25 protein-coding genes are annotated in these 24,892 nt (G+C 53.3%); 10 read left to right on the forward strand and 15 right to left on the reverse strand.

Annotated elements, in window-relative coordinates; genetic code table 11:
• Window positions 1-63: 63 nt before the first annotated feature.
• From fsa to AC2FNV_RS00615, 4 genes are all read left to right on the forward strand, one after another.
• Complete coding sequence (gene fsa, locus AC2FNV_RS00600; RefSeq protein WP_170473726.1) at window positions 64-717, forward strand: fructose-6-phosphate aldolase; 654 nt, start codon at window positions 64-66, stop codon at window positions 715-717.
• Window positions 718-912: 195 nt separating this feature from the next.
• A complete protein-coding gene (locus AC2FNV_RS00605; RefSeq protein ID WP_170610407.1) occupies window positions 913-1,620 on the forward strand; it encodes a DUF484 family protein in 708 nt (235 codons plus the stop codon).
• Window positions 1,617-2,537, forward strand: a complete 921-nt coding sequence (locus tag AC2FNV_RS00610) for a tyrosine recombinase XerC (protein ID WP_170604663.1) — start codon at window positions 1,617-1,619, stop codon at window positions 2,535-2,537. Before AC2FNV_RS00605 ends, AC2FNV_RS00610 begins: the two co-directional genes overlap by 4 nt.
• An 85-nt stretch (window positions 2,538-2,622) precedes the next feature.
• Window positions 2,623-3,327, forward strand: a complete 705-nt coding sequence (locus AC2FNV_RS00615) for a CDP-alcohol phosphatidyltransferase family protein (RefSeq protein WP_170604661.1) — start codon at window positions 2,623-2,625, stop codon at window positions 3,325-3,327.
• Between the two features lie 7 nt (window positions 3,328-3,334).
• Here AC2FNV_RS00615 and AC2FNV_RS00620 read toward each other — a convergent pair whose 3' ends face one another.
• The 8 genes from AC2FNV_RS00620 to AC2FNV_RS00655 all read right to left on the reverse strand — a co-directional run bounded on the left by AC2FNV_RS00620 (window position 3,335) and on the right by AC2FNV_RS00655 (window position 13,938).
• A complete protein-coding gene (locus AC2FNV_RS00620; protein ID WP_170473736.1) occupies window positions 3,335-3,802 on the reverse strand; it encodes a hypothetical protein in 468 nt (155 codons plus the stop codon).
• A gap of 76 nt (window positions 3,803-3,878) precedes the next feature.
• Window positions 3,879-4,334: a methylated-DNA--[protein]-cysteine S-methyltransferase gene (locus tag AC2FNV_RS00625; RefSeq protein WP_170604659.1), complete on the reverse strand. Its 456-nt coding sequence runs from the start codon at window positions 4,332-4,334 to the stop codon at window positions 3,879-3,881.
• A gap of 84 nt (window positions 4,335-4,418) precedes the next feature.
• Complete coding sequence (gene ileS, locus AC2FNV_RS00630; RefSeq protein ID WP_170604657.1) at window positions 4,419-7,337, reverse strand: isoleucine--tRNA ligase; 2,919 nt, start codon at window positions 7,335-7,337, stop codon at window positions 4,419-4,421.
• A 163-nt stretch (window positions 7,338-7,500) separates the two neighbouring features.
• The gene (locus AC2FNV_RS00635; protein WP_496772125.1) at window positions 7,501-10,197 is read right to left on the reverse strand and encodes a DUF2339 domain-containing protein; all 2,697 of its coding nucleotides are present in this window, start codon (window positions 10,195-10,197) and stop codon (window positions 7,501-7,503) included.
• A 126-nt stretch (window positions 10,198-10,323) separates the two neighbouring features.
• Window positions 10,324-11,034: a VIT1/CCC1 transporter family protein gene (locus AC2FNV_RS00640; RefSeq protein WP_170473747.1), complete on the reverse strand. Its 711-nt coding sequence runs from the start codon at window positions 11,032-11,034 to the stop codon at window positions 10,324-10,326.
• Between the two features lie 54 nt (window positions 11,035-11,088).
• Window positions 11,089-12,078, reverse strand: a complete 990-nt coding sequence (locus tag AC2FNV_RS00645) for a YcjF family protein (RefSeq protein ID WP_170604653.1) — start codon at window positions 12,076-12,078, stop codon at window positions 11,089-11,091.
• The gene (locus AC2FNV_RS00650; RefSeq protein ID WP_170604651.1) at window positions 12,071-12,526 is read right to left on the reverse strand and encodes a GNAT family N-acetyltransferase; all 456 of its coding nucleotides are present in this window, start codon (window positions 12,524-12,526) and stop codon (window positions 12,071-12,073) included. The genes AC2FNV_RS00645 and AC2FNV_RS00650 overlap by 8 nt, the downstream gene beginning before the upstream one ends.
• Window positions 12,523-13,938 (reverse strand): YcjX family GTP-binding protein, encoded by a 1,416-nt coding sequence (locus AC2FNV_RS00655; protein ID WP_170604881.1) that lies wholly within the window; start codon window positions 13,936-13,938, stop codon window positions 12,523-12,525. Before AC2FNV_RS00655 ends, AC2FNV_RS00650 begins: the two co-directional genes overlap by 4 nt.
• Before the next feature lie 109 nt (window positions 13,939-14,047).
• Here AC2FNV_RS00655 and truA point away from each other — a divergent pair, with 109 nt between their 5' ends.
• Entirely contained in the window at window positions 14,048-14,815 is a 768-nt protein-coding gene (gene truA / locus AC2FNV_RS00660; protein WP_170604649.1) for a tRNA pseudouridine(38-40) synthase TruA, read from the forward strand.
• Between the two features lies 1 nt (window position 14,816).
• Here truA and AC2FNV_RS00665 read toward each other — a convergent pair whose 3' ends face one another.
• The 4 genes from AC2FNV_RS00665 to AC2FNV_RS00680 form a co-directional block, all read right to left on the reverse strand.
• A complete protein-coding gene (locus tag AC2FNV_RS00665; protein WP_170473758.1) occupies window positions 14,817-15,752 on the reverse strand; it encodes a nickel/cobalt transporter in 936 nt (311 codons plus the stop codon).
• Window positions 15,737-16,336: a DUF1007 family protein gene (locus tag AC2FNV_RS00670; protein ID WP_254442478.1), complete on the reverse strand. Its 600-nt coding sequence runs from the start codon at window positions 16,334-16,336 to the stop codon at window positions 15,737-15,739. The genes AC2FNV_RS00665 and AC2FNV_RS00670 overlap by 16 nt, the downstream gene beginning before the upstream one ends.
• A gap of 123 nt (window positions 16,337-16,459) precedes the next feature.
• On the reverse strand, window positions 16,460-17,257 hold the full coding sequence (locus tag AC2FNV_RS00675; protein WP_170604645.1) for a thioesterase family protein: 798 nt from the start codon (window positions 17,255-17,257) through the stop codon (window positions 16,460-16,462).
• A 10-nt stretch (window positions 17,258-17,267) separates the two neighbouring features.
• Window positions 17,268-18,503, reverse strand: a complete 1,236-nt coding sequence (locus tag AC2FNV_RS00680) for an acyl-CoA dehydrogenase family protein (RefSeq protein WP_170604643.1) — start codon at window positions 18,501-18,503, stop codon at window positions 17,268-17,270.
• 125 nt (window positions 18,504-18,628) lie between these two features.
• Between AC2FNV_RS00680 and AC2FNV_RS00685 the strand changes: the two genes are divergently transcribed.
• A complete protein-coding gene (locus AC2FNV_RS00685) occupies window positions 18,629-19,564 on the forward strand; it encodes a 2-hydroxyacid dehydrogenase (RefSeq protein WP_170604641.1) in 936 nt (311 codons plus the stop codon).
• Between the two features lie 12 nt (window positions 19,565-19,576).
• On the opposite strand, the gene AC2FNV_RS00690 is transcribed toward AC2FNV_RS00685, so the two are convergent.
• A complete protein-coding gene (locus AC2FNV_RS00690; RefSeq protein WP_170604639.1) occupies window positions 19,577-19,933 on the reverse strand; it encodes a hypothetical protein in 357 nt (118 codons plus the stop codon).
• Window positions 19,934-20,107: 174 nt separating this feature from the next.
• On the opposite strand from AC2FNV_RS00690, the gene AC2FNV_RS00695 reads away from it, so the two are divergent.
• The 3 genes from AC2FNV_RS00695 to AC2FNV_RS00705 all read left to right on the forward strand — a co-directional run bounded on the left by AC2FNV_RS00695 (window position 20,108) and on the right by AC2FNV_RS00705 (window position 22,394).
• Window positions 20,108-20,941, forward strand: coding sequence for a bifunctional allantoicase/(S)-ureidoglycine aminohydrolase (locus tag AC2FNV_RS00695; RefSeq protein ID WP_170604637.1), 834 nt, complete (start codon window positions 20,108-20,110; stop codon window positions 20,939-20,941).
• A gap of 89 nt (window positions 20,942-21,030) precedes the next feature.
• Window positions 21,031-21,354, forward strand: a complete 324-nt coding sequence (locus AC2FNV_RS00700; protein WP_170604635.1) for a hypothetical protein — start codon at window positions 21,031-21,033, stop codon at window positions 21,352-21,354.
• Between the two features lie 53 nt (window positions 21,355-21,407).
• A complete protein-coding gene (locus AC2FNV_RS00705; protein WP_170604633.1) occupies window positions 21,408-22,394 on the forward strand; it encodes a type I glyceraldehyde-3-phosphate dehydrogenase in 987 nt (328 codons plus the stop codon).
• Window positions 22,395-22,458: 64 nt separating this feature from the next.
• Here AC2FNV_RS00705 and AC2FNV_RS00710 read toward each other — a convergent pair whose 3' ends face one another.
• Window positions 22,459-22,947 (reverse strand): ureidoglycolate lyase, encoded by a 489-nt coding sequence (locus AC2FNV_RS00710; protein WP_170604631.1) that lies wholly within the window; start codon window positions 22,945-22,947, stop codon window positions 22,459-22,461.
• Window positions 22,944-24,365, reverse strand: a complete 1,422-nt coding sequence (puuE, locus tag AC2FNV_RS00715) for an allantoinase PuuE (protein ID WP_170604879.1) — start codon at window positions 24,363-24,365, stop codon at window positions 22,944-22,946. Before puuE ends, AC2FNV_RS00710 begins: the two co-directional genes overlap by 4 nt.
• Before the next feature lie 169 nt (window positions 24,366-24,534).
• Here puuE and uraH point away from each other — a divergent pair, with 169 nt between their 5' ends.
• The gene (gene uraH, locus AC2FNV_RS00720; protein ID WP_170473788.1) at window positions 24,535-24,891 is read left to right on the forward strand and encodes a hydroxyisourate hydrolase; all 357 of its coding nucleotides are present in this window, start codon (window positions 24,535-24,537) and stop codon (window positions 24,889-24,891) included.
• The last annotated feature ends 1 nt before the right edge of the window (window position 24,892 follow it).

Here is a 24,892-nt window from a genome sequence, read left to right on the forward strand (position 1 = left end):
AGCACGGGTCTCTTTGAGGTAAAGCCATCCGCGACCAACGCCAACCCTTCAAAGGACTGCCCAATGAAATTCTTCGTAGACTCAGCCGAGATTGATGCCATCGCCGAACTGAACGATTTGGGAATGGTGGACGGCGTGACCACCAACCCTTCTTTGATCCTGAAATCAGGACGCGACATTTTGGAAGTAACCAAGGAGATTTGCGACTTGGTTGACGGACCAGTTTCGGCCGAAGTTGTCGCTACCGAGGCGGATGAGATGATCGCCGAAGGTCGCAAGCTTGCCAAAATTGCATCTAATATCGCGGTCAAAGTCCCACTGACATGGGCCGGTTTAAAAACCTGCAAAACGCTTAGCGACGAAGGCCAGATGGTCAACGTAACGCTGTGCTTTTCGACCAATCAGGCAATCCTTGCAGCAAAGGCTGGTGCGACATTCATTTCACCATTCATAGGGCGTTTGGATGACATCAATCTTGATGGTATGGATCTGATTGCGGATATTCGGCAGGTCTATGATAATTACGGCTTTGAGACCGAAATTCTGGCGGCGTCAATCCGCACGGTAAACCACGTGACAGACAGTGCGCGCATCGGTGCAGACGTTATCACCGCCCCACCTGCTGTGATCAAGAAGCTTGCCGACCACCCACTAACGGACAAGGGTCTGGAAGCTTTCCTAGCCGACTGGGCGAAGACAGGGCAAAAAATTCTCTGAAATTAGTAACGCTTGTAGAAAGAAAGAATCGGCGCCAGATGAAGCTGTCAGGGCCTGAACAGCAATCAGGTTCTGACGGTTGGCAAAGTTTAGGCCACAGGCAGACCGTAAATCCTTTTTCACCGGAATTTTTCTCAAGGCAAATCAAACGAGGCATGTTATAAGTCCGCTCAACAAAAAAAGACCGGACAGGACATGAGCAGCAACCCTAAACTCAAAGACAATTTGCGTGCGGCGATATTAGCCGAACCCGACGTTGTATTAGATGACAAGGATCTAATGCAGGCGCTAGTGGCAGCCAACGAACAAGCACGCGGCGACAACGTCATTGACCTGCGTGGCATAGCGATGCAACGGCTCGAGGCGAGGCTTGATCGGCTAGAAGATACGCACCGATCCGTTATCGCCGCGGCTTACGAGAATTTGGCGGGTACCAATCAGATTCATCGTGCCATTCTGTGTCTGTTAGAACCTGTTGAATTTGAAGATTTTCTTTACGCCTTAGGTAACGATGTGGCCGAAATATTACGTGTCGATCACATCACCTTGCTTCTGGAAACGACTGTGATCAAAGAAGATCCTGCTGTTAACAAACTCGGCGGCATCCTTACAGTTGCTGAACCCGGCTCGGTCGACAGGTATATGGCCGGAGACAGAAATGGCCCGCTGCGTGAGGTTGTTTTACGTGAAATTCAGCATCCTTGCCCAAATATTTACGGTGAAAAAGCCTCGCATCTGCGGTCGGAAGCTTGCTTAAAACTGGAACTAGGCGAAGGTCGACTGCCCGGAATGATTGTAATGGGCGCCGTTGACCCTCGTCATTTCTCACCACAGCTTGGAACTGACTTACTTGCGTTCTTTGCCGGTGTGTTCGAGCGTTCGATGCGCCACTGGCTGTCGTGAGCCTGATCTCTCCAGCCTGTCGCGACGCTTTGCAGCATTGGCTGGATGGTCTTGGGGCTCTCGCCGGACGTTCCGAAAACACTCTTGCAGCATATCGTGGCGATGTGACCGAGTTCCTTTCCTTTGTTACACTGCATCACAGTGAACGCCAGGGATTGTCTGCGTTGGAGCGGGTTACATTATCCGATATGCGGGCGTGGATGGCCGAACAGCGTAGTGCCGGCGTCGGCTCCAGATCACTGGCGCGAAAGCTGTCAGCTGTAAAAAGCTTCTATCGTTGGCTGGCTGAACGAGAAGGCTTTGAGCCCACCGCCGTTTTGTCCACCCGTGCACCAAAATTCACAAAGAAACTACCCCGCCCGCTGGCCGAGGACGCAGCGCGCGCGATGATCGAAACCGTCGAGATACAATCGACGTCAGATTGGGTTGCCGCACGTGATGTTGCGGTTGTCACCTTGCTTTATGGGTGTGGTCTACGAATATCCGAGGCACTTTCTCTGACGGGCGCAGACGCACCTTTGCCAGACACGATACGTATCCTTGGCAAAGGCGACAAAGAACGGATCGTACCGGTCCTTCCAGCGGCACGCGCTGCCGTCGATCGATATCTCAGGCTTTGCCCCCACCCGCAATCGCCCGACGCCCCGTTGTTTCGAGGAGTTCGAGGCGGTGCTTTGAACCCGCGCGCTATTCAAGGCGTCATGGCGAAGGCACGTATGCAACTTGGCTTGCCAGCGACAGCCACCCCGCACGCAATGCGCCATAGCTTTGCCACGCATTTGCTGTCTGCGGGGGGTGACTTGCGTTCAATTCAAGAATTGCTTGGGCACGCCTCATTGTCGACAACACAAACCTATACGGCGGTCGATACCGCCCGATTAATGGAGGTTTATAATCGAGCGCATCCAAAGGCCTGACAGCAAATAAATTATTGAATTTCTGGGTCGTCCGCCTTTGGTTTTTTGCTTTGCATCTTTGGATGAGTTCGTACATGACACCAGCATGACAATCAGATTCAAAGCTCTTTCCGTTCATTTGTTTACCGCAACAGGTGCCGTTTTTGCGATGCTGGCAATGCTTGCCGCCGTCGAAGAAAAATGGAGCCTTATGTATTTGTGGCTAGTGGTTTCATTCATCGTGGACGGAATCGATGGGCCACTGGCGCGTCACTATCATGTAAAGAAAAATGCGCCGGAATTTGACGGGGTCCTGCTGGATCTTATTATCGATTATTTGACCTATGTCTTTATTCCGGCTTTTGCCTTGTTCAAATCCGGTTTGATGGACGGGTGGACCGGTTGGTTCGCGATCATTGTTATTACGTTTGCCAGCGCGATGTATTTCGCGGACACACGCATGAAAACGAAAGATAACTCTTTTTCAGGATTTCCGGGCTGTTGGAACATGTTTGTTATTGTTGTCTTTGCCTTGGAGCCGAATTTTTGGGTCATCCTGATGTTGGTCACGCTGTTTTCGATTGCTATGTTTCTGCCACTAAAATTCATTCACCCCATACGTACTGAACGTTGGCGAAATTTGTCCCTGCCCATGGCCTTTGCCTGGACATTCTTCGCTGGTTGGTCTGCTTGGGTCGACTTTCACCCCGAAAGCTGGGCGCATTGGGGGTTGGTCGTCACCAGTATTTATCTGGTTTCCGCCGGGATCGCCCAGCAGATTGTCCCAATGCGTAAAAAAGTTGAAGCATAAAGTTTGCCTACAGGATTTCCTGCACTTCAAACTCGGTGCCGTTATGGGTGAAAACATCACCCTGACGCAGCCCTGCCATCGCCAAATAAATCGGGCTTTGGGTTGAAATACCCATATAAGTATGGCCGTCTACTTCAAACCGAGTGGTCGAAACGCAGACAACGAAACGGCGGTTATTGAACTTGATGACTGCGCCGGGTTGCACGGTATCAGTCAGGCTGAAATCGGTGTTCTCGATCACGTCGATTTTGGCATGATGTGCGTGTACCGGCGCGTCAAAGGCTGCGGCCAAATCCGCATTTTCACGCGAAGCCGCAATGTCATCTTTGTCGTGCACCTCGCGATCATCCAATTGCGAGTCTTTTAGAAAAGCATCGTAATGGGCCTGCGCGGTCGCCAGCTCCTGCGCTTCAAGCGACATGAGGTGATCTATGATAGCCTTCTTTCGCGTAGCCGGATCGGTCTGGGCGTTCATGGAATGCGGTCCTTCAAATTCAACATTCTGTATAAGTTGGGCCGCAAACTGTTAGAATGCAACCGTATTCCGCATTTCATATCAACAGACCGGCAGCCCCCTCGTGGCGTAACAAGGCAACTTTGGTTTCAATACCGCCCTGCCCTGAAAATCCACCAAGACCATTCGCGGCCAAAACGCGGTGACACGGGATAATCACAGGAATTGGGTTAGCCCCGCAAGCTTGGCCAACTGGTTGCGCCGGCTGGTCCAATTCTCGTGCTATATCGCCATAAGTCAAAGTTTCCCCGAACGGAATGTTCGACATGACTTCGCAGACACGCTGTTGAAATTTTGAACCGCTAACTTTCATCGGAAGGTCAAACCGATGAAGTCGACCCATGTCGTATGCGCGCAATTGAGCAGCTGCTTCTTGCAGAAGCGGCGTTGCTTCGCCTTCTTCGACACCCCCCCACATCAGGCGGGTTACAACACCGTCCTTTTCCTCAACCCCTAATCGCCCGATCTGCGTATTGACTGCTATCATCGCCATATATTCAGGCTCGCAGATCGACGTGACCCTCGCAAGCCGCGCAAGCATTGTCTCCGCCCTAGTGTTCGGCGGAGACCCAAAATTTTATCCAAGCGCATCGTTACAGCGGCCACAAACTCCCGAGTGGGAATGGCGTCCGACATCTGGCAGAATCTTCCAGCACCTTTGACATTTTTCACCATCTGCCTTTTCAAACACCACTCCGATCCCTTCGATTTCGGGTACGCGGAACGCCTCGGCAGGTGAAGGATCACCCGACACGATCAGGCCTGATGTGATGCACATGTCGTCAACGTCAAACGTGGACAGAAGCGCGCGTGTTTCAGCATCTTCGACATGAACAATGGGCGCAGCTTCAAGGCTTGAGCCAATTACTTTGTCTTGTCGCTGAACTTCAAGGGCTGCAGTGACCGCACGGCGAACGCGGCGAACCTTGGCCATGTTAGCCTCAAGCTCTTTATCACGCCACTCCGCAGGCGTATCCGGAAAATCGACCAAATGGACAGAGCTTTCGTCGCCAGAGAAACGTTCCAACCAAACCTCTTCCATCGTGAAAACAAGGATCGGGGCAAGCCACGTCGTAAGACGATGGAACAAGATGTCCAAAACGGTGCGGGATGCGCGACGACGAGCACTGTCACCGTCGCAATACAGCGCATCTTTGCGAACGTCGAAATAGAACGATGACAGGTCTACCGTTGCAAAAGTGAACACTGCACTGAACACGCCTTGGAAATCAAATGCGGCGTAGCCTTTGCGCACCTGTTCATCAAGATCGGCTAGACGGCTGAGCACCCAGCGTTCCATGCGCGGCATTTCACTTGGGTCAACCCGGTCCGCTTCGGTAAAGTCAGCCAGAGAACCGAGCATGAAACGCATAGTGTTACGCAATCGGCGGTAACTGTCGGCGGTGCCTTTCAGAATTTCCGGGCCGATACGCTGATCAGCAGTGTAATCAGTCTGCGCGACCCACAGGCGCAGGATATCCGCGCCGTATTGCTTGACAACTTCCTCCGGAACGATCGTATTGCCCAGCGACTTGGACATCTTGTTACCCTTGGCGTCCAGCGTGAAACCATGGGTAACTACGTTGCGGTAAGGCGCACGGCCTTTGGTGCCACAGGCCTGCAGCATCGAGGAGTGAAACCAACCGCGGTGCTGGTCGGTGCCCTCCATATAGACGTCTGCGATACCGTCCTCTGTTCCGTCCTCGCGATCGCGCAAGACGAAAGCGTGGGTGGAGCCCGAGTCAAACCAAACGTCCAACACATCAAAGACTTGTTCGTACTCATCCGGGTTGGCGATGCCATCCAACATTAGCTCTTTGAAACCGTCTGTGTACCAGATGTCTGCACCGCTTTTCTCGAACTCAGCCTTGATGCGTGCGTTCAGTTCTTCGCTACGCAGAAGGAAATCCGTGTCTGTCGGCAGCGCGCCTTTCTTAGTGAAGCAAGTCAGCGGCACGCCCCAAGCTCGCTGGCGCGACAGAACCCAATCCGGTCGCGCTTCGATCATCGAATACAAGCGGTTGCGGCCAGTCTGCGGCGTCCACTTCACCAGCTCGTCGATTGACCGCAAAGCACGTTCGCGGATGGTGTCACCCATCTCACCCATGCCATCATTCAACTTACGGTCGACCGACGCAAACCACTGCGGCGTATTACGGTATATGATCGGCGCTTTCGAGCGCCACGAATGCGGATAGCTGTGCTTGATCTTGCCTCTTGCCAGCAGTCCGCCAACTTCTGCAAGTTTGTCGATGACCGCCTTGTTTGCGTCGCCTTCGCCACCCTTGCGAGACAGGATGTACTTGCCTCCAAAGAACGGCAGGTCGGCGCGGAACGAGCCGTCGTCCATCACATTATAAGTGATGACCTGCTCAAGCATCCCCAAGTCGCGGTAGAGTTCGAATTCTTCCATACCATGCGAAGGGGCGCAGTGGACAAAGCCGGTACCTTCAGTATCGGTCACAAAGTCCGCGGCGCGGAAATCACGGATGTCATCCCATTCGCCGTTTCCGCCCTCGGCCCCGGCCAGCGGGTGGGTCAATTGGATCTTGGCTAAATCCTCCTGCGAAACATCGCAAACGCGGCGGTACATTGAGTCATCCAGACGCGCGCGCGCAAAAACATCCGCAGCACGATCATCAGCCAGCAGATAACGCTCGCCAATCCTCGCCCAGCATTCCTCTGGGCGACCGATGACTTCGTAAAGGCCATAAGAAATGTCTTCGCCATAGACCACAGCCTTGTTCGACGGCATGGTCCACGGAGTGGTGGTCCAAATGACCACATAGCTGTTATCCAGCGTCACGTCGCCCGTATTAACGACTTTGAACTTCACCCAGATGGTAAAGCTCTCCTTGTCGTGATACTCGACTTCAGCCTCGGCCAGCGCGGTTTTTTCGATGGGCGACCACATCACAGGCTTTGAACCCTGATAAAGCGTGCCGTTCATCAGAAACTTCATGAACTCATCGGCAATCACGGCCTCGGCGTGATAATCCATAGTGATGTAGGGATCGGCCCAGTTGCCGGTGATGCCCAAGCGCTTGAACTCTTCACGCTGGATATCAATCCAGCCGTCAGCGAATTTGCGGCATTCCTGACGGAAATCCACAACGTTCACCTCATCCTTATTCTTGCCCTTCTTTCGGTACTGCTCTTCGATCTTCCATTCGATCGGCAAGCCGTGACAATCCCAGCCTGGAACATACCGCGCGTCAAAACCCATCATTTGATGGCTGCGCACTATCATATCCTTGATTGTCTTGTTCAGCGCATGACCAATGTGCAAGTGACCGTTCGCATAGGGGGGACCGTCATGTAGGGTAAAAGGTTTGCGCCCTTCTTTTTCACGTAATCGATCATATACCCCGATTTTCTCCCAATGCTCCAACCAGTTAGGCTCGCGCTTGGGTAATCCAGCTCGCATCGGAAAATCGGTTTTGGGCAGGTTCAGCGTATCTTTGTAGTCAGGTGTCTGGGTCATGTCGGCGCACATTGGAGGCGTCCCTTGGATGATCTTGTCGTATATGGGTCGAAGCGGTCAGTGCGAATTCTCAAGCACCTTTGCCCGGCGTCTCGCGATATCAGAGCGCCGGGGATATAATTCGAATAATGATGGCCATCCGGTCAAACATGCGGGGCTTATAAGACGCCAGCGGCTAATGGTCCAGTGGTTCCGGTGATTGGGGCGACTGACGAAGTTTGGCCCAGCGGTTTAGCCACGCAAGACCTGCTAAAGACAAGCCCAATACCAAAAGCGAAAACACCCTGATTAAGCCTCCCAATCCCGCGATATCGATTAGGAAAACTTTGCCGACAGCCAAACCGATCACTGCCAAACCTGCCTTTCGCATCAGGCCAGATTGACGGGCAAGTGACTGATAAAACAACACTGCCCCAATAATCAAAAGCACCACCGTATATGTATAAAGTTCCGGCTGAGACACTCCGTTGTCCGCATACATTCCAGCCGCACCCTGCCAAAAATGTCGAATCATCAACCCGAGCCATACAGAGCCCAATAGGACCGCAAGACCATAACTGACTTGACGTAACAGTTTGGGCATCGGCTTGATGCGCCATGCAGAAAATAGTATAGCAAGTCCCGGCAGCAGATATGCAACGGCCAACGTATTGAAAACAGGCAGACCCAAAACCGGGTCAGCATCCGGGACCAAAAGTGGATTGGCGTCGGTCAGCGCCTGCCCAAGCCGATAAGCCGCGTGACCTGCAAAGAATACAGCGAGCAAATAGCGAAATTCGGTCAGATTTCCACCAATTTCGAACCTTTGCACCTGCGCATACGCCAGCAACAGCCAAATCAGCGAAAGAAGACCAAGCCCCCAATGACTGTCCTGCGCCCCGCCTTCCCCAAAGCCTTCCAACCAGCGCAGCAGCAACAACGATAGCAGGATACCTGCAGTCGCCCACGCCGCGCTTTCCAAAAGCAACTTTGCAACCGGGCGATCAAGCGGTTTAAGCACAATCCAGGCAACTACAAACCCGACCGCCGCGCCTCCGTAAACCAGCGTCATTTCGAGCAACGGAGCAGAATTCGCCCAGTCAAGACCAGGGTCCAGCACAAGGCGTGCAGTGACAGAAAATACACCGGCCCAAATGAACCAACTCATCGGTGGCAGCTTGAACGCTCTGTCCAGCGCGGCTGCGACTATGGTAGCAACCACAATTGCGATAGTAAGCGCGGCTGAGCTAAGAACAATGACACAGGCAAAGGTCATGCAAGATAAGGCAGACAGCGTGAACAGGGCGGTTCTAATCCGCTCTTCTCCGTCAACACGGGCGAATCTTTCGGCAAGGACAACCATCAAAACTGCAAGTGCGACTGCATGCAGTGCCCACGTATAGGCTCCGATTACCAGAGCTGGAAGCCAGCCGATTTCAAGCGCTATTCCTAAGAGCGGAGCAAATACCGCCGCTGCACCGGCCCAGACCACGGAATAGCGCCTGGAAGCGAACGATCGTAGCGCAGCGCAAACCGAAATAATGGCTCCTAAAGCGACAAGAACAGTCGCAACCCATGGAAAATCCGCCTCAGCTGTCTGAGCATACGTTATCGCAAAGTCTCGCGCAGCCAAGCCACCATCTAGGCCGTGCGCTAAGACAAACCAAACCAGCCCTAAAGCAGGCAGCAAGGTTGCATCCTGCAGCGCCCTTGCGTTTCGTGCCCAAAGGGTCAGAGACAGGGTGAGGCCAGATAATAGAAACACGGTGAGCCAAAACTCGGCGATTGAATCCGCCCCGTTAAAGGACAAAATCCCAGATGTTACTGCCACCGTGCCGAAACCCAGAAGCGTTGGAAACGCTGGCCAAGCATCTCCATCCTTTCGTTCGAAGATTTCAAACGTCATCGGACCAGAGTGATCAGGCCAAATGCGCCGCACAGGTATCGCAATAGAAACCAAGGCAATCACCGTGACAAATGTCAGATATCCAGATTCAGTCGTTGGCGCGGAAAACACCAACATCGCGCCAGATCCATATGCGCCAACTAGCGATAAGATCGAAATCCAGGCCCATCGCCTTACCGTGTCGATCCCGAGACCCAGAACAGCAACAGCGAGAAAGTAACCCAATAGCCATGTCGGATCTTCCGAAGTTCCACCCACAACAAAGGGCGCTGCATAGGCACCGATCAGGCTTACGGCTGCCAGCAATGGACCATGAAACCAGCCAAGCAGCAGACCAATCAGAGCGACAACTATCATCGCAAACAAGGCGGATTCGGCACCGATGAGATCGTAAAGCTGGCGCGCGGCCAACACGCCTCCGAAAAGCGTAACCAAGCCAGCCCCGGAAAACACCGACGGGATATACGCGGAAGCAAACTTTTCATCGTCGCCAAATCGGCGGCGGACGACCTCGCCAAACAAAATTAGCGCAGCGCCAAAGGTCAGCGCTGCGACCACCCGCGCCGCCGGAGGTAACAAGCCGGTTTCCACCCCATACTGGACCAGGAATATGCCCGCCAATGCCAGCGACAACGCTGAAACTGCATAAAACCAGTTTTCACGAAGCCAAGCACCAAATCTGCTGAACCAATTGCTCTGTTCGGATTTTTCCTTAGGCGGTTTGACGGGCCGCTGAATCTTGGTTGGCTCGATTTTAGCAGGTTTTTCCTTGGCTTTAGACTGTTTCCAAGGTCCTTTGAGAGGTTCCGCGGGTTTTTGTAAAGATGCCGGTGGCAATTCGGTATCTGCGCCACGAAGTTGCGCAACAGTGCGTTCCAGATCATCCAGCCTGCGACGCATGCGTATTTGCTTGACCAGCAGGACGACAATCGACACAGGTATGGCGACCAGAATAGCAAAAACAACAAGAGCAACCAGCGTTTCCAAGTAAAACCTCCAAGTTTAAGTTGCTCTAGGTTACCCCAGCACATGTGCGGGATTGTTTCAGATTGTCTTATTATTTCAATGTTTTGTGCAAGTCATTTATTGCGACGGACATCAAGCGAAAAGGGGTCAGGGATGAAAAAGTGACCCCACCAGATAGGCGATCGACGCTGCAGCACCTCCGATCAGGGTGGTTTCGAGCCCTGAACGCCACCAAGGAGCTAATGACCAGCGGCTTTTTAAGGCGCCTATAAAAAAGAACACTCCCATGGTCATCCAGACAGAGACGGTAAATGCGTTTTCGACCGAAGCCAAAAAAGGCAACAAGGGGATCATTCCTGCGACAAGAAAGGCAAAGAACGTCGCCATCGCAGCCTTCATCGGATGTGGATCGACGCCACTAAGCCCGTATTCTCCCTCGATCATCAGATCGATCCAGTTTTCGTGGTTGGCTGTAATAGCATCTGTCGCGTCTTCCAGAACGCTTCCGGTCAGGCCCTTTTGCGAAAGAATTTCGCGAACTTCGCGCCGTTCACCTTCGGGATAAAGCTGGATGTGCCTTGCTTCAACGGCGCGAAGGCGGCGAATGTTATCCAATTCGGCCTTCGTTCCTGAATAATTACCTGCCGCCATTGAAAACCCGTCCGCCAGGACATTGGCCAAACCCAATGCGACAATCACGAATGGTGACAGACCCGCACCCGCCACGCCTGCAACTATGGCGAAGGTGGTGACTGAACCGTCTATTCCACCGTAAACCACGTCGCGCAACACTCCGCGCCCCGGCGGCGCGTTAATGCGGGCGGTGATTTCCTGCTCGCTGTGGCCGTGATCGGTCATGGCTGGCTCCGCCCTGTTTACATAGGAAACGCTAGACCATCATTGCGCGTTGGATCAAGATTTTGAGAACAACCCGCTTAGCGCCTGCTTGACCATGCCGCTAGTCGAAGGTCTATGGCGCGCCGAGAATGGCAAAGGGCGGCAGACCTCCATCGCCGCGACGCCGACCCTCGCACTAAGGGCACCGTTGACAAGCCCTTCACCAAAGCGGCGGGACAATTTGCTTAGAACCGAGCCGCCAAGTATAGGTTCGAGCAAATCGTCGCCAACCGCAACAGCGCCAGTGGCTACCAGATGAACAAAAACAGCGCGTGTCAGGCGCCAGCTACCCAGAAAACCTGCTCTTCCACCATAGACTTCGGCAATTCGTCTGATCATTCGAAGCGACGCGGCCAGAGCTGTAAAAACATCTGCTAGGGCCAATGGTACAAGCGCGGTAACCGTAGCGACTTGGCGCGCAGCGGCTTCAACTTCTTTGCTGGCGGCGGCATCTAAGGGGGCAAGTATTTCGTCTTCGGCTAATCCCAGCAGAGTAGATGCTTCGAACTGATCGCCAACGCGTTCCTGTGTGCGATCGCGACCCCAGCGAGTTTCTTCACGCCCCTTATAAAAGTAGATCAACCTGTTCGTGACCTCGCGCGCCTTTGCCAAGTCATCTTCGGCGATGGCCGCATCTGCGGCACGGCGCAATTCATCTACTTTCGACAACCGAGCGATCGCAGCCAGTTCGCGCAAAGCAATGATAATTGCTACCAAAACAAGTGCGCCCATCAAAACGGAAATGATCCCGCCCAGAACAGGGGCACGCGTCAACAAAGAAGTCGCGAAGTCCCAAGCTGAAACCGAAACCACCGCGCCAATTACTGCAAGCGCCAAGCCCCAGAACCAGCGTGACAGAACTGAGGGGCCACTTGCGGCTAATCGAGCTGCTCTCTGCATCGCCTGTCCCTGCGGCTGCACAAGATCGGGAACGGGCGGAGCCTGTGCGACATCCGCAATCTGTTCGTCTTGCTCCAAGTTGATCAGTACAGGGCCTTTAGACATCCTTAGCCTCACCGCTATGCCAAACGTACTTTACATCCGGAAGGTTTTCGTCATTTTCTGCCCCGTCGCTTCGGGCAGCTTCTGAAAACCCATTGCGCTCGTAAAACCGGCACGCGCCTGCATTGGCTTGAAACGCAAATAGCGACAGTTCCGTTTGCTCCAATTTCGCGTGATCAAGAAGGTAGCGACCAATCCCCTGTCCGCGAAATGCTTGCTCAATATAAAGAGAGTGGATTTCAGCCCCACTACGGGCCAAGAATCCCACAACCCTGTTATCATTTTCAGCCACGGTCACCCAATCCCTATCGATCATGCTTCCGCAAAACGCGATGGTTTCAGCGCCTGAATGCAATTTGGGCATCCAATCATGCTCGTCGGAAAAATCGTACAATATTTCCCCGGTGGCACCTGCGTCTGTACTGCGGGCAGAACGAAGAAAAACGGTCACAATCGGTCTCCGATCAGAAACTGCATGGCGCGGTCGAGCCGGATATGGGGCGGTCCATCTCCGGGACGCAGGGACAGACAGGACGGCGCAAAGTTCATAAATTCATATTCTGCGCCCAACCAGTTTTCCGCACCATCCCGCGCCGGGCCTAGCAAATGGGATGGGTCTTGTGGCAATTCGCCGGGATAGAAAGCCGCCTGCTTGCCGCTATCCAGTAAGGTCCCGCGTATGCAGGGCAACTCAACCCCGTCATGACTGCGCATCTCCTCAGTTGTTGCGCGCAATGCGGCCAGGGACAGGGCCGCCGTTTCGGCCCCTGCGAAATTGGCCTTGTCGCGCGCGTCCCGTGTGAGAGCCTCAATGATCGCAGTCAAACGAGGATGTTGCAGGTGATGCAAATGATCAGCTTTCGTAGCCGCGAATAGAATACGTTCCACACGCTTACCCAGCAGTAATTTGCTGAGCCATGCATTTCGGCCGGGGCGGAACGCAGACAGTGTGTCAACCATCGCGCGACGCATATCTTCGACCGCCTGTGGCCCCTTATGTATGGCACCCAATGCGTCAACTAATACCACCTGACGATCTATCCGCGCAAAATGATCGCGAAAAAACGGTTTAACCACCTGCGATTTATAGGCTTCGTATCTACGTTCCATCTCGCGGCCCAAAGAACCCCGGCGCAGCACACCCGAAATCGGTAGCGGTGCGAACGTTAGAACCGGCGACCCGGCCAGGTCACCGGGTAAAAGAAAACGCCCTGGCGTGCAGTCGTAAAACCCTAAATCCCGCGCTGCGTTTAGATAGTCAGTAAAGCTTCGGGCCAGATTTAGTGCGGTTGGTTCGTCATGGACCGCTGCAGAATCCGACGCGCGCGCGGCAGCAACATATTCCGACGCTTCCGGACGCCTTTCGATACGTAGCCAGGTTTCATTTGACCAATCCGCATAGGATTTTTCCAACAGCGCAAGGTCCAGCAGCCACTCGCCAGGGTAATCGACAATATCCAAGTGAATCTTGCGTGGCCCCTGCAACCCTGACAAAAGACCGGCTGGCCGCACCTTAAGCGAAAGACGCAGCTCTGACACTGAGCGGGTGCTTTCCGGCCAGTATGGTTTTGCCCCTGTCAGCGCCGACAAATGAGACTCGTAATCAAACCGTGGCACCGTGTCATCTGGTTGGGGCTGCAAATATGAGGCTGTGATCCGGCCTTCTTGCTGGGCCGCAAGCGCCGTCATTCGGCCCCGGTCTAACAGGTTTGCCACAAGGGATGTGATAAACACTGTTTTGCCCGAGCGCGCCAAACCTGTGACCCCCAGGCGGATGACCGGCTCAAAAAAAGTCTCGGACACGGTATCGCCGATGGATTCCACGCCTCGGACAAGACCGTCTGCCAGTGATGAAATGACCAAGCTGTCGCCCCGCATTTATCGTTTCATCCAAGATAGGTAGCAGATCGCGCACTTGCCAGAGATTTTACAGCCTCTTGCCCGCCCGCGCGTCGCGCGATACGAGCGGCTTATGCCTAGGTACGCTTTGAAAATCGAATACAACGGAGAACCGTTTGCCGGATGGCAGCGGCAAAAAGAGCTTCCATCTGTTCAAGGCGCGATCGAACAGGCTTTGTCCCGAATTCAACCGGGCCAACATACAATTGCGGCGGCTGGACGTACCGACGCAGGTGTTCACGCATTGGGGCAGGTGGCGCATTGCGATCTAAACAAAGATTGGGACCCGTTTCGCCTATCCGAAGCATTGAACCATCATCTAAAGCCTCATCCGGTGGCCATCTTGAAAGCCGTTCATGTCGCTGACGACTGGCACGCAAGATTTACCGCGGTCGAGCGGCAGTATCTATTTCGAATCCTGATGCGGCGCGCGCCAGCGACGCATTACAAAGGTCAGGTCTGGCAGATCAACCACCAGCTGGACGTCGCTGCAATGCAGGCCGGAGCGGATATGCTGATTGGGCGGCACGACTTTACAACCTTCCGTTCATCCATTTGTCAGGCTGCCAGTCCTACAAAAACTTTGGATGAGTTAAGGGTGGAAGAGGTTCAGGGGTTTTCTGGCCCCGAAGTTCATTTCCATGTTCGCGCTAGATCCTTCCTGCACAATCAAGTTCGTAGCTTTGTCGGTACTTTGGAAAGGGTCGGAGCAGGCGCTTGGACACCACAGGATGTAAAGGACGCGCTTGAGGCAGAAAATCGCGCCGCTTGCGGGCCTGTTTGTCCGCCCCAAGGGTTGTACCTTGCAGCTGTCAGATATCCTGATCCAATTTTCGAGTAATTCAAAACGTCCGCAGCAATAAGCCGCCAGCTATAACCGCAATCAAAAGCCCTGCTACCAACTCGATAGTAGGCGCAAGAACCGCTGCAAACCTCGTGGCTGAAGCCGACGTTAAAAGCCCTCCGCGCAGTCCGAAAGAAGTCCAACCAACCAAAGTTGTTACGGTTGCTGTCCCCAGTGCCATCGCGAACGCGCCAGCTATTCCGACCAACGCAATACCCATCTGCCATGTAAGGATCAGAACGAACAATGCACCGGTGCAGGGGCGCGCGGCGATACCCGCGATCAGGATCAAAGCCTCGCGTATGCTGCCGACATTGGCCACCTCTTCAACGCTTGGGCCGTGCCGATGGCCGCATTCTGAGCAAGCATCGTGATCATGGTGGTCGTGGTTATGGTGGTGGTCGTGGTCGTGGTGATCCTCGTGCGCAGACACGCTTCGATGCCGTTTGGCAAAACTGCGCAACGCGCGGACTACCAACCAGAGGCCAATTATCGCTATGGCACCGTAACTTATCGGCGCCATAATCTGTTCCGTGGTGCCGACAAGGCTTTCTCGGGACATCTGAAAAACTAGAACCCCCGCATAAACCAACACAACGGCCGTTACCGCTTGCCCCAAACTGGACAATACACTGATCGCCGACAGCCGCCAAAAAGCAACTTGGCGGCCAAGACCATAACCGCCAATCAAAACCTTGCCGTGACCAGGACCGATCGCGTGAAAAAATCCGTACGCGAAACACACGGTAAGCAGAGTCGCGACTGCTTGTGGTTGCTCGGCCCGCGCGGCCCGCAAGGATCGTGCAATCTGGTTCTGAAACTCTCGTTGCTCGCCCGCTGCCCAAGCTGCCAGGTGATCAAAACCACCGCTTCCCCAGAACCAAATCAGCAGGCCGCAGGCCAACGCAACCGGAAAAATCAGGTATCTGGACATGAAACGAAAATCTCTGTCGCAAAGTTTTCACCGATCAGAGGGATCTCGTTCTCCTCCAGATCATAATCGGCATCCAGCGTTTTCAAAAATGCCTGCATCTGAGCCAGCTGCCCGTCGATATCAGGTTCGATGCGCTCAATAGCACAAGAAACAGGACCCGATATTACAACAGGCCGGGTAACCTCGTAAGCGGTATAATAGGTTTCGTCAAATGCCTTAGCAGACAGGGAATTCGCTGGAATCCTTCCGCTTTCCACAGTTCGCAGGTGGGTGGTTACAATCCGCCCATCCTCAGTAGTGGCTGTGGCCTGCTGCGGGCCAGACAGCAGCACCGGCTGTCCGGCTGAGCGAACCACCAGATCACCATTGTATCCCTCGACCCATTGCGCATCAAAGCCAGCCAAAAACTTCTCTTCGTCTTTGCTCAGTACTCCGTCAGCGTCCTGATCCAACTTCAGATCTTCCAATACCAACAACGAATAAAACTCATCGTAGGCCCAAGTGACCCTGACATGAGTGAGAGCACCAGTTTCATCGACGATAAATTCCAAACCCGTGTCGATAAAGACATGAGGGTGAGCCATTGCCGGAACAGGCAAACAAAAAGTTAGTGTAATAGCCAACCAACGCATTTGGCAAAGATAGGTTGCCAGCACACCAACGGCAATGCCGTTTCGTTAGCAAACACAGAAACAAGCAAACTGACGCTAGCCGGGCGGAAATAACACTAAGGTTTGCAAAGCGGTGCCGACAGGTCCTTTAATATCGTACAAAACAGATTGTGACATACCTATACCTGTCGGTTGCCAATGCGAAACAGACTGCGATGCAAACCAGCCCGGAACAGGCTCACGGTGGATTTGAACCGTCAGATCCGTGTTCATAAAGCCCATTTCGCTTGTCGGCGCGTTCCACGAAATACCATTCCCGCAATCCGCCAGGGGGCATAGCGCCTGAACGGGCGAAGGGGTTTCGCCATCAAGAATGGCCGGGGTATGCATCCAGATTGTTTTTGGACCCGCCCCCTGATTGCCTCCTTTCGGATACTGCACATCCGCGTAGTGCGCAAAACCAGGCAGACTATGGCGCATCTCACCAATCGGAAACGGGCCGTCGACCAGATCTTCGAACAGAATCGGATCGTTAGGAGCGTCCGGCACCGGGCCCAAGTCTCTGCTCTGAAGATGCATTGTAGACGCAGTCGCGCACAATGTGTCGTTCAGATCATGTACTGTCACTCGTGTCGTCGCCAAAGTCTTTGTGTGGCGCGTTGTTTCTGCAACAACTCGAAGACCTGTCAGTGGTAACGGGCGCAGCAGGTCAACTGTTAACCGGGTCAAAATTTTACCTGGCCCGACTTCCGTCTCGGCTGCCCGCGCAATCAGGCTGGAAACGGGTCCCGCATGACAATGCTCTGCTGACCAAGGTCCGCGGGCTGGATCGTTTCCCACAAAAGCGCCATCGGCTCCGACATGAAAAAAAGCCGGTTTGGAATCGATTTTCATGGAAGCGTTCTCAGACCTTTTCCTGAGTGTGTTTCTTTAACTCTGACCTGGCCACCTGCCGGCGGTGAACGGCATCTGGGCCGTCTGCCAATCTAAGTGTCCGCACATGCGTCCAGGCAGCAGCCAAAGAAGTGTCCTGACTGATGCCTTGCGCCCCGAACATTTGCACTGACTCGTCAATTACTTTTAACGCAACGCGTGGCGCGACGACCTTGATCTGGCTAATCCATGGGGCAGCTGCGCGCGCATCGCCTTGATCCATGTACCATGCGGCTTTAAGGCAAAGTAATCGGGCCATTTCGATTTCCATCCGGCATTCAGCGATAATGTCAAAATTCGCTCCGAGTTGTGCCAGTTTTTTGCCAAACGCCTCGCGTTGAAGGGAACGTTTGCACATCAGTTCTAGTGCCGCCTCAGCTTGCCCAATGGCCCGCATGCAATGATGAATGCGTCCGGGCCCAAGGCGACCTTGGGCTATCTCGAACCCGCGCCCCTCACCCAGAAGAATGTTTTCAGCGGGCACCCTTACATCTGTGAACCTGATATGCATATGGCCGTGCGGAGCATCGTCGTGGCCGTACACTTCCATTGGACGCAAAATTTCGATCCCGGGGGCGTCGGCAGGTACCACAATCATCGATTGACGCTTGTGTTTGGGTTGGTCTTCACCAGCGGTTTTCACCATGACGATATAGACTTTGCAGCGTGGATCGCCCGCGCCAGACGACCACCATTTCTCACCATTCAGCACGTAAGCTTCGCCGTCCCGCACACAGGACATCGAGATATTGGTGGCATCAGATGAAGCAACATCCGGCTCTGTCATGAGATAGGCCGAGCGTATCTCACCATTGAGAAGTGGTCTCAGCCACTTTTCCTTCATGGCTTCGGTTCCATAACGCTCAAACACCTCCATGTTTCCCGTATCGGGGGCAGAGCAATTGAACACTTCAGCACCCAATGGGGTTTTCCCCATTTCCTCGGCAAAGTAGGCGTATTCTACTGTCGTCAGGCCCAATCCCTTATCGCTGTCAGTCAGCCAAAAGTTCCACAAACCGGCAGCTTTGGCCTTGGCTTTCAAACTTTCCAAAATCTCTGATTGACGTTCCGTGTACCGCCAACGGTCACCTTTGTTAATTTCAGCTTGATATTCTTCCTCCAAAGGCATGATTTCGTCTCGGACCATTTCCGCCACACGGTTCAGCAGATCACGGTTTTCATCGCGTAACCCGAACGACATATTCATGAATTTCTCTCCTCAGCTCAGGGAACCGGTCTTTACCTTGGGTTCGAGAATGACTTAGCTGCCGTCACTATGTCCAGCCGCATGACGGGACGTAAATTGCAAACTAATTGCGTGGGAACAAAATAGTGGCGCTATTGATTGAAACCGGACTGTCCGACTGGATGAGCGATGACGAAATCGCCGAGGAAATTCGAAGGCTGGCGCCTAACGCAGATGTCAGAACACCTGACACGATTGGCGATGCGTCGGAAATCACTATGATAGCTCTGGTCGCTTTAAAGGATGATCACCCTAGCCGATTACCGAACTTGCAGCTGGTACAAAAACTTGGCGCTGGGGTCGAAACGATTGTAAGCAACCCAATCCTTCCTTCGAATGTTCGTATTGCACGACTAAAGCCTGACGCTCCTGCCCAAGGTATCGCAGAATGGTTTCTGGCCTATATCCTACGCAGACAACGACACATGGCTTTTCACGAGTCCGCGCAGCGTCGGTCAGAATGGATCCCCAAAGCGCCGCTTTTTTCACCCGAAACAAAGGTCGGAGTGCTGGGATTAGGTCACATAGGCGCGCGTACGGCGGAAATGCTTCGCGCCGTTGGCTTTCAGGTCATCGGCTGGAGCCGTTCACCAAAATCCATCGAAGGTGTCGTATGTCTTCACGGTGAAAATGCGCTGACTGCGTTATTGGGCCAATGCGACCACATCTGCGCGATCCTGCCGTCTACCCCTCTGACCAGCGGTTTGTTCGATGAAGAAATGCTGTCGAAGATAAAACCCGGCAGCCAATTGCTGAATGCAGGCCGAGGCGACCTGATTGATGAGATCGCCCTTGTGACCGCATTAAACAACGGAAATTTGAGCCACGCCGTTCTGGATGTCACAAGCGAAGAGCCACTGCCTGCTTCAAGCCCGCTTTGGCGACATCCCAACGTTACAATAACACCGCATGTATCAGGCTGGCATCTCGGCGAGGCACTGGCTGATGTGGCAGAAAACTTTCAACGGTTGAGTTCCGGCAAACCAATATTGCACGAAGTCGATCGAGAGAGAGGATATTAAAGAAAACGAGCTTTACGGGGTGAGAATCCAGTTGCCGTTTGCATCACGGCATCTGCGGGTTCTGATCTGCCTAGTTTGGCTCACTCCTGCGGGGCGAATGAAGTGCTGAAGGCTCGCACAATTGTCGCGCACTTCGAGGACGCGAATTGTGCCCTTTGAACCAGTGCTTTCGTTGATCCATTCACGTTCCTTTCCTGCTCTGGGCGTACCACTGGCTAACATCGAATCAGATGTTGCGCTTAGCACTTCGAAGTCTTCTGGACTCAAACCCGTCTCTGAAATTATGCGGGAAAGCGGTTTTGCCAAAACAACTCCTCCTAGCCCCAAAGTGACGGCAGCAGCCAAAGCAATAGAACTAAAAGCCTTCATGATAGCCTCGCAAAGCTGAAAATCATTGGGATCAACACTATACCTCGTCTCGCACTGGGCCAATACCCGCCTCCATATCTTCAAAATTTTCAGAACATTCCTATCGAAAGGCCAACGCTAGGACTATGAGGTCTTTCTTCGCATAGTGCCCAAACCACCAACCAGAGGCATCTGATGGCAAAATCAAACTACTTCGCGCCAACTGGCGGGCATCCGGGCCAAGATCAACTTTTGACTGATCGCGCCATGTTTACAGAGGCTTATGCAGTGATCCCAAAAGGGACCATGCGGGACATCGTCACCAGCTATCTACCTTTTTGGGATCAAACGCGACTTTGGGTTCTCTCCCGCCCTCTCAGCGGGTTCGCCGAGAGCTTTTCCCAATACATCATGGAAGTCCAGCCGGGTGGTGGGAGCAATCACCCTGAGACCGACCCGAGCGCACAAGCTGTATTGTTTGTGGTCGAAGGTTCGGTAACACTGACGCTATCTGGGCAAATGCACGTACTGGAAACCGGAGGCTACGCTTATATCCCTCCAGAATCCGAATGGACCCTGCGCAATTCAAGCGACACGGTTACTCGTTTTCATTGGGTGCGCAAGGCGTACGAAGCCGTTCCTGGCCTACCCTCCCCCGAGGCAATCATTACGAACGAGAATGACATAACTCCCAATGAAATGCCTGATACTGATGGGCGCTGGTCCACAACCCGTTTCGCTGACCCACTGGATTTGCGACATGACATGCATGTAAATATCGTAAATTTCGAACCCGGTGGTGTTATCCCATTTGCCGAAACCCATGTGATGGAACACGGCCTGTATGTGCTTGAAGGAAAAGCAGTTTACCGCCTTAATCAGGATTGGGTCGAGGTCGAAGCGGGTGATTATATGTGGTTGCGCGCGTTCTGCCCGCAAGCTTGCTATGTCGGAGGACCCGGTCGGTTTCGTTATCTGCTTTACAAGGATGTGAACCGACATATGCCACTGAAGTTATCCAATCGCTGAAAGCGCACTGCCTTGCTCCAGCTTAGGGCTTCACAGAAGCTGCTGAATCTGTTGAAATACGACCAGAATTTCAGCACTGGAGAATTTCCATGTTACTGCGCGGAACGATTTTGGCCATTGCGGGTTTTGTTGGCCTTACTGCCCTCGACGCAACTCCGGTTGCAGCAAAGGAAGAAACCAAATCGGTGTTTGTTATGAGCCGCACTTGGGCGGTTACTCAGGTGTCGGAAGAGCCGGTAATTTATCGCGCTACCCGCGATAATAATAACCTTAACCCGTTCGGGCCTCCTCCGCGTCTTCGTACTGTTCAGGCTATAGCCGCAATCCAACAAGCAACCGGCTGCAAGGTGATTTACTCCAGCATGTATCAGAATATGTCTGGTCAATTCTTCTCACAGGTAAGCTGCAGCTAAAATCACAATCTTCAGGCATTGAGGTCCCTTGATCCGCCTGCCATAGCTTGCGAATGAAACTCGCGATCAATGGATTCGGCCGTATCGGCCGCACGATTTTGCGGCAGGTACTTACCAAGCCGCAGAACACCGATATCGAACTGGTTTTAATAAACGATATCGCCCCAATTGAAACCTGCTCCTATCTATTCAAATACGACAGTACATTTGGCCCCTACCCCGGAAACGTAGTGCACAAAGATAGCAATCTGCACGTGGACGGGCAGTCAGTCCCCATGACTCACAGCGCCGATTTGGCGAATGTGGACCTAAGTGGCGTCGACGTTCTACTGGACTGTACCGGTATCGCTCGCACTTCGGATGTGGCTCGACGCGGGTTGAGTGCTGGGGCGGGTAAGGTATTGATTTCTGGCCCCTCTCCCGCTGCAGAAGTGACGATCGTTTTGGGTGCCAATGAAGATCAGCTGGGGACAGCGCGCATAGTGTCCAACGCTTCCTGCACCACCAATGGGCTGGCACCTCTGGTCAAATTGCTGGATACGATCGGAGGCGTTTCAACGGCGCATATGACGACGATTCACTGTTATACGAATAGTCAGCCAATGGTCGACGCGCCGCGGGGTGATCTCGCACGCTCCCGTGCCGGAGCGCTTTCCATGGTTCCCACAACCTCCAGCGCGACAGATCTTATCAATGTCGTCCTGCCGCATCTGAAAGGCCGCATTTCAGGAGCGGCAGTCCGCGTTCCAACAGCCAGCGTTTCCGCAGTGGATCTGGTCGTGTCTTTGGAACGCGCTATGAGTTTCAACGAGTTCATCGCCGCCTTACAACAAAGAGTTCAAGACTCTTCAGTTCTCGGCTGGACAGATATGCCATTGGTTTCGTCGGATTTGCGAACAAGACCGGAATCGCTTGTTTTGGCTGGACCTGAAACGCGGATGGTTGATGAGCATCAAATAAGGTTATTCGGTTGGTACGACAACGAATGGGGATTTTCCGCGCGTATGCTGGACGTCGCCCGACTGATGGCATCAACTTGACTTTGGATTGAACCAACATCGCGCGACCACGTGGACAGATTGGACCCGACAAAAGCGGTATAGTTCAAGCCTGCACCACCTCGTACGGCGAGGCGAACCAGTGTTCTTCCAGATTGTCACCCTTGCCGATGCGATCCACCACTGCGAACAAGCCCGGTTCATGCAGCGGGGTAAGCACACCGTGCCATGTACCCCGATGATAATTCACGACCTGCCCCGGGTTCGTCAAAAAAGCGTGGGGACGCCCGGGCTTACCATCTTCGTCCGGGGCAACAATTACTAGAAAAGGGTTTTCGGTCATTGGGATAAACGCTTGGCTGCCATCAGGATGACGCTCAACCATTTCGAGCTTGTAAGGCAATTCACGGGGAATGGCGTTAAACAAGCTAATCCCCGGGCGCCCATCAGCGAAATCCAATATCGCGCGGTCATGATAACGGCCGCATAGCCCTTGATTGATAATCTTATCTGGTTGACCTGCGTGATCAATCAGGTCGCCAAATGGCGCAAAAGCTTGAACCGAAATTGGTTCAATTTCGATCTGACAACTCATGATGGCAAGACATCCCTTAACCGAAACTCGGCAATCCGCTCCACCTGGCGACATGCTTCGGCAAATTCCGTCCCACGGTCATGTTCAATTCGGCGCAAGAATGCTTGCATTATCGAGGCTTTATCGTGGTCCCGCACTGCAATGATGAATGGAAACCCAAATTTCTTGGAATATTTTTGGTTAAGATCGGTAAAGTTTGCTCTTTCCTCATCAGTCAATGCGTCCAATCCGGCAGAGGCCTGTTCGGAAGTACTTTCCAAGGTCAACCGTTTTGCTTGCGCCAGCTTGCCCGCCAGGTCTGGATGCGCCAATAAAACACCCAGCCGTTCTTCTTGGGTCGCAGAGCGGAATATCCGCGACAGCGCATTGTGCAAACCACCCGCGGTGTCATGTGCCGGGCCCAGCTCCAGTTCGAATGCACGCTCGGCGATCCAGTCCGAGTGCTCGAAAATACCTCCGAACGCCGTCATGAATGCTGCTTTTTCCATTTGTGACGGTCTCGATGCTTTGTGCGGTGAGTGTAATCTGGCCCAGTGCTGCGCAATCTGTTGCCGCGTTGCAAACCAAACGTCTGAATACCCGCGCGCGTAATCGAGAAACCGTTTTAGCGCCATCACCCGACCGGGACGTCCAATGAGGCGGCAGTGCAATCCTATTGAAAGCATTTTGGGAGACCCTGCTTCACCTTCTTCGTAAAGCGCATCAAAGCTATCTTTAAGGTAAGAAAGAAACTGGTCACCGGAATTGAATCCTTGCGGCGTAGCAAAACGCATGTCGTTGCAATCAAGCGTGTAAGGCACAATCAGCTGATCCTGCCCCCCTTCTATTTGCAGCCAATAAGGCAAGTCGTCGGCGTATGCGTCGGCGACATAGTCAAATCCACCTTCTTCCGCCACCAAACGCACGGTATTTTCAGAGCAGCGACCGGTATACCATCCGCGCGGACGTTCCCCGACAACTTCGGTATGCAACTGTATCGCCTCTGCGATCTGTGTACGCTCTTCCTCCTCCGACATATCCTTGTGTTCGACCCATTTCAGCCCATGGCTGGCAATTTCCCAACCAGCAGATTTCATCGCAGCCACTTGATCCGGTGATCGGGCGAGCGCCGTGGCGACACCGTAGACTGTGATTGGCAGGTCCTTCATCAATCGGTGCAGCCGCCAAAAACCTGCCCTCGATCCGTATTCGTATATCGACTCCATGTTCCAATGACGCTGTCCCGGCCATTGCGCGGAACCCACAATCTCGGACAAAAAAGCCTCAGACGCGGCATCACCGTGAAGAATACAGTTTTCTCCGCCTTCCTCGTAGTTCAACACGATTTGAACAGCCAATTTTGCGCCCCCTGGCCATTGCGCATCCGGCGGGTTAGCTCCATATCCGATCATATCGCGAGGGTAGCGCGGTACCTGCATTGTGTTTTCCATCCCGTCTTTCATCTATTTAGTACTGCCATACCGCATTAAAGCTACAACGATTATCAAATCAAACCGAACGCAGCTTCCGTCCATTTTGGCATTTCCTATGATTTGAAGTTTGTTCCAAACTGGACCCAACAAAAAGGTAATTTAAAGGGAGAGGCCTGTGGCAGGTTATCTGACGACCCATGTACTGGATACGGCACGCGGCTGTCCGGCAGAAGGGTTAAAAATCGCTCTGTATAAAGTGTCCGGAAACTCACATAGCAAGCTGGTGGAAATGCAAACCAACACGGATGGGCGTACGGACAGTCCAATACTGCCTATGGATCACTTTAAAACAGGAACGTACGAACTGATCTTTTTTGCCGGCGACTATTTACGCGATACGCACCAAGTTAGCGAGGATCTGCTGTTTCTCGATCAAATACCCATCCGTTTCGGCATGTCCGATCCAGAGTCGCATTACCACGTCCCTCTGCTATTGTCCGCCCATGGATATTCTACCTATCGCGGTAGCTAAT

It is taken from the genome of Ruegeria sp. BHSA163 (genome assembly GCF_059613365.1).